At 61.8% G+C, this 15,269-nt stretch carries 12 protein-coding genes; 9 read left to right on the plus strand and 3 right to left on the minus strand.

Annotation, left to right across the window (positions count from 1 at the left end):
- A partial coding sequence (locus tag BLW78_RS27325; RefSeq protein WP_139307754.1) for a helix-turn-helix domain-containing protein occupies positions 1-276 on the minus strand: 276 nt, incomplete at its 3' end.
- Between the two features lie 918 nt (positions 277-1,194).
- Here BLW78_RS27325 and BLW78_RS31095 point away from each other — a divergent pair.
- The 3 genes from BLW78_RS31095 to BLW78_RS31100 all read left to right on the plus strand — a co-directional run bounded on the left by BLW78_RS31095 (position 1,195) and on the right by BLW78_RS31100 (position 4,593).
- Complete coding sequence (locus tag BLW78_RS31095) at positions 1,195-2,091, plus strand: hypothetical protein (protein WP_170855261.1); 897 nt, start codon at positions 1,195-1,197, stop codon at positions 2,089-2,091.
- 266 nt (positions 2,092-2,357) lie between these two features.
- Entirely contained in the window at positions 2,358-3,407 is a 1,050-nt protein-coding gene (locus BLW78_RS27335; protein WP_091683265.1) for a hypothetical protein, read from the plus strand.
- A gap of 13 nt (positions 3,408-3,420) precedes the next feature.
- Positions 3,421-4,593, plus strand: coding sequence for a hypothetical protein (locus tag BLW78_RS31100; protein WP_139307756.1), 1,173 nt, complete (start codon positions 3,421-3,423; stop codon positions 4,591-4,593).
- Between the two features lie 320 nt (positions 4,594-4,913).
- Here the strand turns inward: BLW78_RS31100 and BLW78_RS27340 are convergent, their stop codons facing one another.
- Positions 4,914-5,987 (minus strand): FkbM family methyltransferase, encoded by a 1,074-nt coding sequence (locus tag BLW78_RS27340; RefSeq protein WP_139307757.1) that lies wholly within the window; start codon positions 5,985-5,987, stop codon positions 4,914-4,916.
- Positions 5,988-6,760: 773 nt separating this feature from the next.
- Positions 6,761-7,270, minus strand: a complete 510-nt coding sequence (locus BLW78_RS27345) for a hypothetical protein (protein WP_091683267.1) — start codon at positions 7,268-7,270, stop codon at positions 6,761-6,763.
- A gap of 333 nt (positions 7,271-7,603) precedes the next feature.
- Here BLW78_RS27345 and BLW78_RS27350 point away from each other — a divergent pair, with 333 nt between their 5' ends.
- From BLW78_RS27350 to BLW78_RS27365, 6 genes are all read left to right on the plus strand, one after another.
- Complete coding sequence (locus BLW78_RS27350) at positions 7,604-8,401, plus strand: ABC transporter permease (RefSeq protein ID WP_091683268.1); 798 nt, start codon at positions 7,604-7,606, stop codon at positions 8,399-8,401.
- Between the two features lie 790 nt (positions 8,402-9,191).
- Entirely contained in the window at positions 9,192-9,986 is a 795-nt protein-coding gene (locus BLW78_RS27355; RefSeq protein WP_170855262.1) for a glycosyltransferase family 2 protein, read from the plus strand.
- A gap of 447 nt (positions 9,987-10,433) precedes the next feature.
- Positions 10,434-10,877: a hypothetical protein gene (locus tag BLW78_RS31105; protein ID WP_139307758.1), complete on the plus strand. Its 444-nt coding sequence runs from the start codon at positions 10,434-10,436 to the stop codon at positions 10,875-10,877.
- 117 nt (positions 10,878-10,994) lie between these two features.
- On the plus strand, positions 10,995-12,071 hold the full coding sequence (locus tag BLW78_RS27360) for an FkbM family methyltransferase (RefSeq protein WP_170855263.1): 1,077 nt from the start codon (positions 10,995-10,997) through the stop codon (positions 12,069-12,071).
- Between the two features lie 190 nt (positions 12,072-12,261).
- A complete protein-coding gene (locus tag BLW78_RS31110; RefSeq protein WP_139307759.1) occupies positions 12,262-13,122 on the plus strand; it encodes an acyltransferase in 861 nt (286 codons plus the stop codon).
- Positions 13,123-13,591: 469 nt separating this feature from the next.
- Positions 13,592-15,019, plus strand: a complete 1,428-nt coding sequence (locus BLW78_RS27365; protein ID WP_091683271.1) for a phosphomannomutase — start codon at positions 13,592-13,594, stop codon at positions 15,017-15,019.
- Positions 15,020-15,269 lie beyond the last annotated feature (250 nt).

The raw sequence follows: 15,269 nt of genomic DNA on the forward strand, positions 1-15,269 counted from the left end.
CTCCAGCAGCATCTCGCCGAGCTTGGCCTTGAGACGCCCGCTCTCCAGCGCCTCCGCATCGAGGGGCCGGGTGGACAGGCTGGCCTCGCCCGCCGCCAGGAAAGCATCGCGCCAGCCCGACAAGGTCGCCGCCGTCACGCCCAGGCCGCGCGAGACGCTCTCCAGGTCCTCACCACGCAGAAGCCGCAACACCGCGTCCCGCTTGCGCTGCCGGGACATGCGCCCACCCCGGCCAGGTCCGACCGCACCGGCAACCGCTCCTGTAGTCGTCGTCATCGTTCTTACCCCTGAGGCGGAGACCGTCCGCTAACGGGGTGTCTCAAGCAACCGTGGGGCGGAGGAGCGCCAAACTCGCTGCGCGGACACGCGCTCAGGACCATCAATCGACAGGAAAGGGGGCCGATTGTGAGCAGCGGCGGTCCTGATCGACAGCGACGACGTATCAAGACCCTCGGCTTCCGACGCGGACTGCCTACCAATCGCGAGCTTATCGAGCAGCAAGCTGGTCTGATCGCCTCAATTCGCTATCCCAACATCGGGGCCGCGACGGACGTCGACGTCGACACGGGACGCCGCAGCAAGATCATATCGCGCCATCGCCGACCTCAGCAGCCGCCAGAACGAATATCGAGCTCCAGCGGAATCCGATCGGGTTGCCGTCTCGCCCCGGAAAAGCACGAGCAGGCAAACAAAAATCCCCTGATCCGAACCAGCCTTTCGGATCTTGCGCACACCTTGCACGCGGCCAGTGAAAATTATCGGAGCATAGGATTCTGGCGCGGCCTTACCGCCGGTCTTGCATTCTGTCATCGAGGGCGCGTTCGCACGCTCTTGCGCCAGGCTCTCAGCCGGCAGAACCGCAGCCGGGCGGCAGCGTTACCATCGGGCCGCCTGCTTCGCGACCGGCTGCATCGGCCGACGCACTTAATGGAGGGAGGCATCGACCTATGGCGGGGGGATCGGGGCTTCCAGTCGACATCGCGCCTGCCATCATGCGACCTGCGGTGTCCAGTAAGCCGATTGTTGGGGGACCGTCCTACTTCACTGGTGCCACTCACATACTCGGCCCGACGGCAACCCACGCGATCAGGAGCCTTGATGTTTCGAGCCATTCTCGCTCCGGCGGTACTCACCCTCTCGTCGGGTCTCGCCCTAGCGCAGCAGGACACGGCGCCGCCCTGGTCCGCGAGCGTCATGAACTCCGGAACGCCAGGGCTTCAGGGTATTCCCGCGTTTCTCTGGAACCAGTCCGCGAACCCCAATGCGTTCGACGAGCGGCCGACGCTGCGCATCGATCGCGAGGTTCAAGCCGGGACCGGCAAACCAGGCTACACATACAAGGCGCTCTGGGTTCTAGGCACGACGGGCTTCTCCTCGGCCGGCTACGAGTGGACGATCACAGGTGAGCAGCATAACCGAAGCCGCGGTTCGACCGGCGCACAGAACGTCGCAGTGAATGGCACGATCTGGCGCGATCCAACCGACACCGGGGAGCCGACCGGTCCGAGTTGGGGACTGAACGGCAACTGTGTCGATAGAACTGGTGAGCAGCCGCCGACTTACGGTTGCATCGGCGCCGAGCTCGATGTTGGCGGTGCGGTCGGGCCAGATCCACATCGGCAGCGCGTCATCCTCCACGGTGCCGGGGGCGGCCAGCCGGGCAGCCATATCGGATACGGCGTCATGATCAGCCCAACAGCAGGCACCACCATCGATCGAGCCTTCAGCACGTCCAATGTGAACGGCGCATTTGGTATCGGCTTAGACTTGGCTGGCGGCATCTTCAGCGGCGCCGCAATCCTCATGGGATCGGGACAATTTCTCGCGCTGGACGGAACGCCAGAGGGGAAATTCGGGCACTTTCTGTTTTATCGCGATGCTGCACTGACCTACATGACGCCTGGCGGCCCGACGCTTCGCCTGGACGATGACGGAGCGGTCCACATTGGTCGCGTCATCGAGACCGTTCCCCATGTCCCGGCTACGGCCAACGCGCCTTGCGTCAAGGGCGAGCACGCCTGGGATCAGAACTACGAGTACCGCTGTGTTGCGGAAAATCGGTGGCGGCGCGCCGCGCTCAGCGATTGGTGACGGTTCGGCTGCGTCCTCACTTGCCGAGGCGCTGCCGAGCTGGCTTCTTGCCTTGCCGAGGCTGTCACAGAAGCCGGGGTCGACAGCCTCGCGTAACGAGATGCAGTCGGCGCGAACCAGCCTCGCCCGAGGAGAGCGACGCCACGTTTGCTTGTCCCCTCGAACACCGCGGGCAAGGTGCTCCGGCGAGGCAGACGCCTCCGCACCGAGGAGCCGGGGATGCTGCATCGGTGACATAGGCGCCACGCTTCGGTAAGGGCACCGCCATGCGCTTCTTCATCGATCATGACGATGGACACTCGATCCGAGGCTGGATCGTGCCGGACAATCCTCTCGCCGTCGGCCGCGTCGTCGTGTCCGTCGAAGGACGGCGTGTGGCACAGATCGAAGCCAGTATCGTGTCAGAGGAGTTTCAGCGCAATGGTTGGCACGCGACCGGTCAATGTGTCTTCCTGATAACCGAGGCGGAAGTTCCGGGCCTATCCGAGATCCCGCGCCTTGAGCTTTTCGAAGCGGACACCAACGTTCTCATTCATCGTCGCGCTCCGGCCGACGGGACATTGCCTCATCGCCTATGCCTCATAAGCACCGGTATCAATGCGGAAGCGCCTTTACAGGCCGCGCTGTTCCCGTATTTCAAAAGCAGCTACTTCAACATCGATCGGTTGTCCGACGAAGTTCTGTCAATTATATTAATGAAACCCGATGCCAAGTCACAATTCTTGGCGGGGAACCTAACCGTCCCACGCTACGAGAACTATCTGACGCCGGACCTGATGGTCACGGCCATCCTACTCCAGGAACCGCAGATCGAGATGGCGGCCCGGTTGCGCTGGCTGAAGGCCCGGGCCGCGGATGCCGCCGATCCCGGGCGCAGCTGGCGCCTGGGGCCGCTGGCCGAGGCCGCCGCCTTCGTGGACGACTACGACTTCTCCGACGTGAAGAGCCTCAAGCGCTTCTTCCGCATGCTGCCCGAGCCCGCCTACCGGCTGCTCTACAACCCGCTGACCCGCCAGCTCGGGACCCGCATGCCGGACGACCGGCTGCATCCGGGCAACTCGATCGCGGCGATCGAGGTTCTCGCTCGGGTGGAGATCGTCGGCCACACGACACAGTTCCCCGCCTTCGCGTCGACGCTGTTCGACCGCCTCGGGATCGACGCGCCGATCCCGATCCTGCCGCCGGTGCCGGCCGAGACGCTGGCGCTGGCCGAGCGCCTGAAGAGCGTCAAGGCGGTCGAGGACATGATCGTGTTCGACGTGGCCATGTCAGACGCCGTGAAGTCAGCGGTAAGAAAGAATTGGGCCTCGGCCTGATCAGAGTCAAACAATGAGAACGCATTCGGCAGAAAGCATAGATACTCGCCTGGCCAGCCCGGCTGAAAAGCTCCTGACGACATCCGGCGATCCTACCCCAAGTCTTAGCGACCGTTTGGACGCATTCCGCAGCCTAGGCGGAAATTGCGAATTCGGCTTCGTTCAACGATACGCTGAAGTAGAGCCTTCGGGCTTACTGCGATTTTCTTATACGCCCATTTCCGACTTGATACACGCGCTGGACACGGATTTTTCCGAATATGGCGCTCCAGGCGATCTTCGCATCGAAACGACAGAAAGCAACTATTATTACTGCGCAAGCCGGCGGTATAATATATGGTCCAACACGGCGCAGGCGGCGGGATCGATCGATATTGAGGAACTTCTATCACGGCAATACGCACGCATCGCTCATCTGAAGCACCGCATGCTTGTGGATCTGGCTGCGGGTACGAGGATCCTGGTGCGCAAGACCGGCCAAGGCGAGACCGATGCGGATTTCGCACGCTTGGCGACCGCGCTCGCCCGGCATGGCCCATCGGCGCTTCTAAGAGTCGAGGAGGCTGGTCCTGACTGGCGGCCAAAGCCTGTACGTCAGATCGCCGACAGGATTTTCACGGGACATGTGCGAAGATTCGCACCGCAGGAGACCGCGTGGAATGTCGATCTCGAGCCGTGGATCCGGCTGTGCGACACTGCCTACGCGACCATCTTTAACGTTCCAGAAACCAATTTTTATCCTGATCCGCACGCGGACGCGATGTTATTTCCCGAACGATTGCGTCAGCATCGAGGGCAAGCCCAGAATACGGCGCTGACATCATTCGCTCGATCTGTCGCCGCAGAAGCTTTCGATCCAAATCGAAGCTACGTATTCTCAAGTTGGGTCTGGATTCCAGCGACGTCAGCACCTGAGAGAATTCTGGCCGTGCTCGGACACGATCGCCTCCGCTCAGAAGACGCAGATCTCAAGGTGCGTGATCGCTGGCAACGCGTGTGGGCTGCTGGGCGCTTCCGCCACGGGGCTGGTCCGGCCGCAGTCGGACTGGGCATGATCGGCAGCAAGCGCGATCGTTTCTGGGCCAGCAGGCCTCGGTTGTATCAAGGCTCAGTTCCGCGAGGCGAAATGGCACCGGCTCCGCTCGAGACAGGCCTCACGCAATGGCTCAATCGCTTTAGACTCTGACGCCGAGCTCACTCGGCTCCAATATGGCAAGGGCGACCTATCGCCCGTTAGCGCCGTGCGCCATTGATCCTTTTGGATCGCAGATCGCGTCGGCAGGACCCGTAAAAAAAATTTGAGCGCATTCACCGACACATTGTGACGCTTGATCGAAGAGTTGATTAAAACCTTATGGATGGTGGAAGCGAGCCACCCTTAGTATCGCGCTTCGACCATCCATGATCTCAATCACCTTGGGTGGTTCAGCAGCAGAATCTACTTGATCGCGCTGCGAATCACCACACCGCAGAGGACAGCGTCGGCCAAGCGGTCATCGATCAAGGTTAGAGCACAAAAACCTTGTCGAGATGCAGATAGGTCCGCTCGGCCAGTTGCAACCGCACATAACGCGCTCGCTCGCCCGCCAGCATCACCCGTAGCGGTCGCCCATCGGCGCCGCCAAAGGTATAGCCGCCCTGGTCATGTACAAGGCGCCACATGTCCCCGTCTTCCGACAGGGATACCCGCAACGTTCGCGATCGATCCCGCGCGGCATCCATGCGATTGAACACCCGGACCTCGTTCAGCGCGTAGACCGCCTCCAAGTCGACCTGCCACCAGGGGGCGTCCTCGATATCCGTGTGGAAGCCAGGCCGTCCGGTGGGCGCACCGTTCAGGCAACCTGTCGGTCCATCCGCGACGTCGAAGTACGACCATTCGCACAGGCTGCTCTGCGCCGCCGGCTTGCCGACACTCACCACGCCGTCGAACAGTGGCAGGATCGGGTAGGCTGGCTTTTGGCGACAGTAGAACGCTTCACCATGGCCCGCTCCATCCAGGCGCAACCAACGCGGACGCAGTCCGAAGCCCTTCAAGAACGCCGTAACCTCCTCCAGCGTACAGCCGCCCTCGTAGAGGGGCTGTTCGCTGACCTCGATGTACACGCCGTCCACCGCAGGCAGGCTCTGGCGCGCACCCTGCAGAACCCGCAGGTCCGCCCCTTGCGCGTCGATCACTAGCAGGTTCGGCACCCGCCCGGCGCAGTGCTCGGCCACGATCTGGTCGACCGTGGTCGTGACCATGCGCTGCGCACCCGTGTAGACGATGTCCGGGTGGTGCTCGGCATGTGCGCCCAAGGCGAACAGGCTCGAGGACTGGCCGCCGTTGCTGGCGACGTTGAACAGCACCTCCTCGCCCGCCCGCTCGGCGCATACCGCCCGGATGGCCTTGTGGAACGGCATGTCGGCGAGGTTGGCTTGAAGGATCGCGAGGGCGCTGTCGACCGGCTCGACGTACAGGACCGGGCTGGCGCCACTCGCCGCGTAGTCGTTCCGTTCCTGCCCCTCGTTGGCCCCCACGTGGAGGACGCTCTCCACGGGAAAGCCCGCGATCCCCATCTGCTCCAAAGCATCAAGCACAAGCGACTCCAAGTGCGCGGGTGCCGAACGGACACCTCGGCTGCCGCATAACAGCGACGACGTGGCATAACGAAGGCGTCAGGCCGACGCGCGTTTACCTGGTAGCCTGACATCGCCCATAGCGCTCGCACTGACGCTCACCGCGCCACGGCCAACGACCAAAAATTTGCTGTCGCGGAAGCTACCTGTCGAAGCGAGGTGCGGGCGTATGGGTAATAACGGCCAAGCTGCGACTTTATAAGCGTTGATATCCTCACGGCAACGATGTGAGAACCGCACGCGGATTGGCAAATATTGTCCGCTAGCGCTGCCGAGTGGTCGCAGACAGCTCAATGGACAGAGCGATATAACGCAGCTTCGGCAGTAGGCTCTCCGCGGCGATCCAACAAGAATTGTGTCGGAAGCGCGCCGTTACCGACGCACACATCCATTGTTGCTGCTCACGAAAGCCGATCGCTACGTCAATATTCGATAGCGGATCGCCGACTGTCGCTTGGCATCGGATTTGAACCTAAACCGGCGTGCCAGCCGGCTTAGGTACCTGATAGGCTGCAAACCGGCGAGGATCGTGGCCACAAAGATGGTCTGCGTCAGCACTGATCCGCTGCGCCATATCCGAAAAGCGGCGCATGCATCATGGGGACGCGAGCAGCGAGCATCCGCGTGTCGATCAGTCGCCTGACCGGCGCGATCGCGGTGACGGGCGATCGGTGAGCGCGGATTGGCGGTGGCCTACAAGCGCCAAACCAGAAAGCTTGGCCAGAGCACCTCCCTCAATCGGTGGCCTCGCTTTGTGCGCCGTGATCTGTCACGTCGGCAGCGGCCTCGGGCGCAGCTTCATCATGCTGGGCAGGGGCGGCAGCCACGTAGAAATCACCGCGGCGCACGGCCTCCCCCCCGGTGACCATCATGCTGAGATAGGTGTTGAGCGTGTTCGGCGCGACGTCCGGTAGGCGTCGCTCGAGTTCCGCGTGAGAAAGGCCTTGCGGGCCAGTCTGTTCCAAAAGCGCCTTCAACCGGCCCTTGGCCGAATTCGCGCGGGGACCGCGGCTGCCTCGCCCTCTGCCTCTCTTGGGACTGCCGGGACGTTCTTCCATCGCGGCGAAATCCGTGTCGAAATCAACCTCGGCACCGGGGCCACCCTCCACAATCGCCGCGAGCGATTTTTCAGCCGTTCGCAGCTTGGTGAGTTCCGTCACAATCCGCTCATAATCGGATTGAAGATCCGCCCTTCGCTGCCGCACATCGGCAAGAGCCTTCGCCAGTGTATCGTCCCCGGCCATCGCTTAAGTCTCGAAATCTACAACGCGGTCCGGCATAGGTCACAATCGTTGCACAGCGTCAACCGCGCTGCGCGCGAGGTCGAAATGTCAACGGGGATAGCTCGCACACGAAACGCGGCGGTCAGCGAACGGCCGATCTACCCGATCGACCGTCCCATAACTCGCCGTCCGCATCACCTCCCGCGGCAGGCAGCCGGTAGCGACTAGCGCCTCTGCCTCGACAGGCCGGCTGGACGCCGCAGTGGCACGGCCTCGTGATCCGTTTCCTCGGCCGCCAACGCACTTTCGCCCATGTTTGCGGCGATGCCCCGCGCAAAGCAGAGGGTCCGACCTATGTCACTCCCGCCGCAGGCTCACAGTCCAAAGAGCCCGCTCGAGTCCTACCTGCACGTCCTGCATGCACTGATGCTGCGCGACATGCGCACCCGATTCGGCGCCTCCCTGTGGGGCTACGGAGTCGTAGTGCTCTGGCCCTGCGTGCATGTGATCATGCTGATCACGATCTATACCTTTCAGAAGCTTCCGGCGCCCCTCGGCGACGACCGAGCCATGTTCTTCGCCACCGGCGCCGTGCCCGTCTTGGTGTTTCAATATATTTCGCGCGAGGTCATGAAATCCGTTATCATGAACCGACCGCTTACGTATTATCCGCAAGTTAAATTATTCGACCTGCTATTCTCAAGAATCCTCGTCGAGATCGTAACCGGCTTCCTGGCGTTAATCGTCATCGCCTCGGTCCTAGTCGCGATGGGGACCAACCCGGTGCCGACCTATCCTTTCACCGCCGTCTGCGGCTATATTGCTGCAATCATACTCGGCATCGGCGTTGGAACGATCAACGTAGCCATCATCGGGTTCTTCCCGGGCTGGCTGCTCGGCTACGCGCTGTTCAGCATCATTTTGTACGTGTCAAGCGGCGTCATGTTTCTTCCGAGCTACCTGCCCGATAAAATTTATTATTGGATGAAGTACAATCCGGCTCTGCAAGTTTCGGAGTGGATTCGATCCGCCTACTATCCAACCGCTGGGATTCAGGTGGACTATTTGTATGTCATCATGTTCGGCCTGACGTGCATCACGATCGGCCTGTTCCTGGTCAAGACGGTGGTCAGCAAGATGCAAGCTGGATGAGGTCAGGCACCCGTAGAGAAGGTGCCACCCGCCCGAGCGCCCCATCCGCAGCCGACCAATCGGGTGCGCCTTTCAGTGACCGGCGATCGCTTCCCTGTGGTCCGCCAACAGCCATCGAGAGGTGATCGAACCACAAGCGCTGGCGGCGCCTCCGGCGCGCCGCTGCCGCCGGCCTCAAATCGAGCTGAGCTGTCAGCTGACACCATGGGCTGCACCTACGGCGGCGCGATCGGGGCAGACCTCATCGGCCCAAGCCCCGATCCCGAGTCGATAATCCGCCGCAGGGCCGTCGAGGAGGCAGCCGTCGCCATGGCGATCGATCGAACCGCCTCCCAAAAGATTTGCCGAGCCTGATCGCGCGTCTGGAGGGCTTGGTGGGCCCGCAAGCCAAGCGCGATCCGCCATCGCCATGCGGATGGATCTGCGCGGAATTGCTCCGCATTGTCGCGCGAACATGCCATCGATAGAGGGGGGAGGAGCGATGCAGGCGCCGCGTCCTCGGGAGTCAGTTTGACGGTCACCGGGACGCGTCATGGAGTTTCGCCTGCGTCGCCGGAGGTGGGATTGAGGCGACCGAGGCTGTGACAATTGACCTGCTCACAGACGCGTTTATGGGCATGCGCAATGCTCGTCACCGCGATGAAAAGACCGGACTGGAGGGCAGCGGCGTGAGGGCATCAGCAGTCAGGATCGCCTGCGCGCGATGATACGAGCCATCCTCGGACAGCTATCGGACGGAGTCCGTGCTGTGGCCGCCCGAGCGCGGAGACGCAGTACGGACGACTGCACATTGATCGCCGTCGCACGGGATGAAGCGCCGTACATCGCCGAGTGGCTGGCCTTTCATCTCGCGATCGGCTTCACCCGCATCCTCGTCTTCGATCATGGCAGCACGGACGGGACAGCCGCGGTCGTGAGTCGGGCGGCCCTGCGCAGTCCGGCCATCTCCCTGCACCAGGTTCCAGATGACCATGGTGGGTCTCCACAGATTGCGGCCTATGCCGCGGCACTGCCCCTCGTGACCACACCATGGGTCGCATTCTTCGATATCGACGAGTTCCTCGTGCCTTGGCGCGATGGGTCGGTGTCCGGCTATCTCGCCCGTGTGCCCGCCGAGGTGTCGGCCGTGCATATCAATTGGCGCTCGTTCGGCTCTTCGGGATGGAGCCAAACGGACTACGGACTCGTCACGGAGGCATTTGTGCGCTGCGCCGAACCCGATTGGTTGTATCAGGCGCATTACAAAACGCTTGGTCGAACAGCGCAGATCCGGCAGGTGAATATCCACGAAGTCGACACGATATCGGGCCGGCGCACGCTGTCCGATTTTACGGATGTCGCTCCAGGAACGATCGGCAGTGCCGATCGCGTGGTCTACGACGGCATCCAACTCAATCATTATCAGGCCAAGACCCGCTCCGAGTTCGATATGCGCATGAGATTGCCTCGTGCCGACGCCCCCGATGTATCCCGTATGGACGACCGTGACCTTCGCTGGATGTTGCTTGACCGCAACGAGACTGAAGACCGCTCAATCAATCAATTTTTACCCGCCCTCAAATTAGAGATGCATAAAATCACCTAAACAGACCATAACTCGACAAAAAGGTCATTTTTAGCCGGCCAAGCAGCTGCTGTGCGTAGCATGGAAACTCGATCAACAACCAAGCTGCCAACAATATGCCTGGCTATCTAATTAACCGCTCCTTGCGCACACAGAAACGCGCGATATTCCAGCAGGAGCGCCGGAAGCCATCAGATGCGCCTTATGAAGATATTAATTTTTTGGTATGCTTGAATAACCGGCCATGCAGAAATTGATTTCGGCGCTATATATCGGCTGCAGCAGTTTAACGCACTGAGAATCCAATAGCAATGCGCAGCAATTGGAGCATCAGAATCGCAGTCGCCGACCTGCCATTCCTTCCTCGATCATACGATTTTCTCACTCTAAAATTGCGCGACGATGAGGCCAAACCTGTCCCGATCTGCGGCGTGCCGAGAAGAGGAAAGATTGCATAATGTCCAATATGTGCTGCGCCTCACCCAGAACTCAATTTTTGGAGTAGCCCCGCGACACGGCAGCCAGCGAGCCATTCACCTGCCCAGGCCGATACTCGCCCGACGCGTACGCCGCGCCTCGCTTCTCGCTTTTTGGGCGGACCAGACGCAGAACCCATCAGATATTCGACCAGCAGCCATGGTTACAGGTCAGCGAATGCATCTCGACGAAATCTCCTTCAAACGATGGCTGAACGCCCATGGAGAAACTGACATCGACCATATGGATGACGTCGTTCTTCGCGCCAAGCAACTCATTACAATGATCGACTTCTCACGCCACCGGACAGACGAGCAGATATATATTGCGCTTTTCAGCAATCGCCGATTTAACGAGCAGAACCAGATCTCACAATCAAAAATGAAAAGAGCCGCAATTCTATATCATTATTTCCTCAAAACTGGGAGCACGTAAGGAACATCTCAAGCACGAGCTGGCCTCCATTGGAAGGATTATCGCAAGACGATCGGATTCCTGAACCCGCCCGAATGCGCTAGATGGCGCAGCTAGCTTACTATGAGGGACGACTCAATGCTCGATCAGCTTGCGGCTATGGACGCGGCGTTTCTGCCCGTGGAGAGTATCCTGCATATCGGCGCGAGCGAGGGTCAGGAGCGGTTCGACTATCAGGCGATCGGAGCGAGCCCCTGCTTCTATGTCGAGCCGATATCGACCGTCGTCGAGGTCCTGAAACGCAACCTCCAAGACATGCCGGGTCATTATCCGATCCAGGCGGTCTGCTCGGACAAGGAGGGTGAAGTCATCAACTTCAACGTCGCAAGCAATGGTGGTCAATCTTCGAGCTTCTTGGCTTTCGGCTCGCACGCTCGCCTGTATCCTGGCGTCACCTTCACCGGAGTCGAGACGATGGTGACCACGACGGTCGACCGCCTGATCGAGACGCACACGCCCGGTCGGGTACCTAATCTATGGGTCATCGACACGCAGGGGGCTGATCTACATGTCTTGAAGGGAGCCCGAAAGAGCCTCGCCTTCGTGGATGGTGTCTTCGTCGAGGCGAGCTTGCGCCCCCTGTACAACGGCGGTTGCAGCCTGAAGGAGATCACGGACTTTCTCGAGCCCTTCGGGCTGTTGATGCACTGGCTGAGCCTGGACGAGAACGGGAACGGGGACGCCTTCTTTCGGCGGGAGAAGGGCGAACGTCCCCCGCTTCCGACCTACGGCGGTAATCTCGCCCTGAATAAGCCGGCCAGCCAGAGCAGTTGGAGCGAGTGGTCCGACAATTTCCTGGCAGCGCGTGGCCCAGGCGGCGGTGTCAACGGCCATATCTCCGGGTATTTCGGCTTCCATACCGGAGAGGAGGATTGCCCCTGGTGGCAGGTCGACCTGGAGAGCCCACATTTGCTCAACGAGGTGCGGGTCTTCAATCGTGTCGACGGCGCCAGGGATCGAGCGCGGACTCTGCAAGTGCTCCTGTCCGATGACGGCGAGCGGTGGCATATCGTCCACGACCAAGCAGGCTACACCTTCGGCGGGAAGGATGGCCGTCCCCTGCGCGTGATGCTGTCGGGACAGAGGGCGCGCTATGTCCGCCTTCAGCTCAAGGAGCACACCTATCTGCATCTGGATGAGATCGAGATCTACTAGTCCAGCGCTTCAGAACTGGTCCTGAGGATCGTCTCCGGCGCAACGGTCTGACAGTTTCGTGCAGTCGGCTCAGAATAGGCGGTCCTGATCAGCTGGGCTCCAAGAGGGCTGCGCTCTGCACGTATCCATTCTGGCGGGCGTGTAGACGACTTGAGCCTTGCGGCATTCGCGGCAGAAAGAGACAGAACGCATGGAGAATCACGAATCTGAGTTGAGGCGTTCAGCCGTCACGGCATTCTGTCGGCTCCGGGATCGCCTCGGACGGCGGCTGCCTCATGCCGTGGAGGAGATTTTTCTACAGAAAGGCCTGATCGTTCACGCTGCGGATATGCCCTCTTGGTGGCACGATGGCGGCAACATACTGGTCAAGCCCCCCGCGGGCGGCGTTCCGCCCTTGTCGTATGTGGGCACGAACCCGCCTCGGAACGCGATTGTTGTCATCGGATCGAATTGCAATCCGCCGAGCCACATCTTCCTCGCCGGAGAGGCACCGCACCTATTTCTCGGCCCTCAATGCAGCCTTCCGAACGGAACCATCATCTGCGGCGAACAATCGACGATCGTCCTCGCAGGCAATCTATTCGCCATTCACGCGGCCAATCTCGACGCTCGAAACGGCGGCCTGATATACGTCGGCGACGACAATTTATGGTCGAGCAACGTCAAAATAGCCACCGACGACATGCACGCGATCTTCGATCACGCCAATGTGAAGCGTCTCAATCGTTTCGGAAGCAACGTCTCGATCGGAACACACGTCTGGCTGGGCCTTGACGTCTTGATCAATCCCGGGGCGACGATTTCCGATAACGTCGTGGTCGGCTCGCGGGCTGTCGTGACCAAGACGATTCCGAAGGGCTGTGTCGCTGTCGGTGCTCCGGCACGGGTCATCAGACGGCAGACGACTTGGACGCGCGAAGATATACGTCCCGACGTCCCGACGGCGGGTACCGGAGTGATGGCACTTGAGCGCGAGCCGGGCGGATTGCTCCGACGCTTGAGCAAGGCTGTTGCCGGTCCGTTCCGCCGCTTCGATGCGAGCAGGCGCTGAAGCGGAAGGCGTAAAGCAACCTTGCTCTCGCCGAAGCGGTGCAGGAGCAGATCTGGACGGGCGGTGGTGTAGGCTTGGTTCATCGCTTCGCGGACCTGAGCGATGCCGCAACCATAAGGCAGATCCGAGCGTCTGCCGCCATGACGTTCCGGCCGACTCGCGAAGCTCGAGCGGGCCGTCGGTCTGCGCGATGGCTTAAGACTCGGCCGATGCCCAGCCTCAATGAGGGATGAAGGCCGTCTGTGCGCCGAAGATCCCGGATATCACGGCTGCGAGACCGCAGAGGGACTCAGGCCTGCGGTGTACCGGGTCATAGCCCCGACCGGCGATCCGCCGGCGAGCACCGCCTGGGCCATGACGCCCGCATCCGCATCGCGCCCCTCGTTTGTCGGTCGGCCGTTGTGATGGCGTGCGTTTCGCGGCATCACTCGCGAATGCGCGACGCGACGCTTGAACCGATGGTAACGCCGTGAGCAGTCTGAAATTCGGAACGAGTGGCTTGCGGGGTCTGGTGACGGACCTCGTCGGCGGACCGAGCTACGCCTATGCACATGCCTTCTTCGCGTCCGTCTCGGCGACCGGAGGCAGCCGGGAGGTCGTGATCGGCCGCGATCTGCGCGACAGCAGTCCCATCATCGCCGAAACCGTGGCGCGCGCGGCGGCCGCGAGCGGTTTCGAGGCGGTCGATTGCGGCGCCCTTCCAACTCCAGCCCTCGCACTGGAGGCTATCCGGCGCGGTGCCTACGCGGTCATGGTCACCGGCAGCCATATCCCCGAGGACCGCAACGGCCTCAAATTCTACCGGCCCGACGGCGAGATCACAAAGGCCGACGAGGCGGCGATCCTGGCGGCCCTCAAGGACGTCGCAGCGGATGGAGGCGAACTCGGGTCGAACCCGGCCGCGGCCGAGCCCGACGCCATCGCGCGCTATAATCGGCGTTACGGCCAAGCCTTTCCGGCCGAGGTTCTGAAGGGCCTGCGCATCGCGGTGTATCAGCAGAGCTCGGTCGCGCGCGACCTGCTTGCGGATCTCCTCGCCGGCTTCGGCGCACAGGTCACGTCGATCGGCCGCTCCGATGTCTTTGTGCCGATCGATACGGAAGCTCATCGCCCGGAAGACGTCGCCTACATCGCCGACGTCATGGCATCGGGCGACTTCGACGCCCTCGTCACAACCGACGGCGATGCCGATCGGCCCCTGATCGCGGACGGTGGGGGGCGCATCGTGCGGGGAGACGTTCTCGGGCTCATCACCGCCCGTTATCTCGGGGCCGATTGCGTCGTGGTACCGGTAACGGCCGGCTCGGCGCTGGAGCGGTCCGGTGGCTTCAAGCAGGTCCTACGCACCAAAGTGGGCTCCCCCTTCGTCATCGCCGGCATGGACTCGGCGAAGCGCGAGGGAGCGGGGATCGTCGTCGGATTCGAAGCGAATGGCGGCTTCCTGCTCGGATCGGATATCGGCCTCGCAGGCGGGTTCCTGCCGGCCCTGCCAACGCGGGACGCCGTTCTGCCCATCCTGGCCACCCTGGCAGCGGTACGAGCTTCCGGCGCATCGCTGGCCGATCTCGTGGTCTCGCTCGATGCCGAGGAGATGGCGAGTGACCGTCTCCCCGACACGCCTTCGGAACGGAGCGGCGCATTCCTCGCACGCCTTCGTGACCCGGACTTCCGGGCAACATTCCTACGGCCGATCGGCTCACCGATGTCGGTCGACGAGCAGGATGGGATCCGGATCGGGTTGGACGGCGACCGCACGATCCATTTCCGGGCCTCGGGAAATGCCCCTGAAATGCGATGCTACGCGGAAGCCCAGTCCGCCGAGGCCGCCCAGGATCTCGTCCGTTGGGGGCTGAGGGCCGCAGCCGCGGCGATGGCCGATCGAACGGGGCAGGATTGATGACTGCGCTCGGCGATGCGGCCGAGGAGATGCCGGGTGCTCGGTCGTGGAGGCACGCCCCACCTGAGCCAGAGTGGCGCGACCCGAGCCCATCGAAGGCCGGCTTTCTGGAATTCGGCCGCCGTACCGATCGGGGCCTCTCCGTAGTCTCTCCCTGGCAGGTTCGCAGATCGCCCTTACGCAGTCCGCGATCGTACATCACGAGGACGGGGGAGAAGAGGGGCCCCAACCCCGCTCGCGCCGCGGCATG

This window comes from Methylobacterium sp. 275MFSha3.1 (genome assembly GCF_900108435.1).
Taxonomy (GTDB): Bacteria; Pseudomonadota; Alphaproteobacteria; order Rhizobiales; family Beijerinckiaceae; genus Methylobacterium.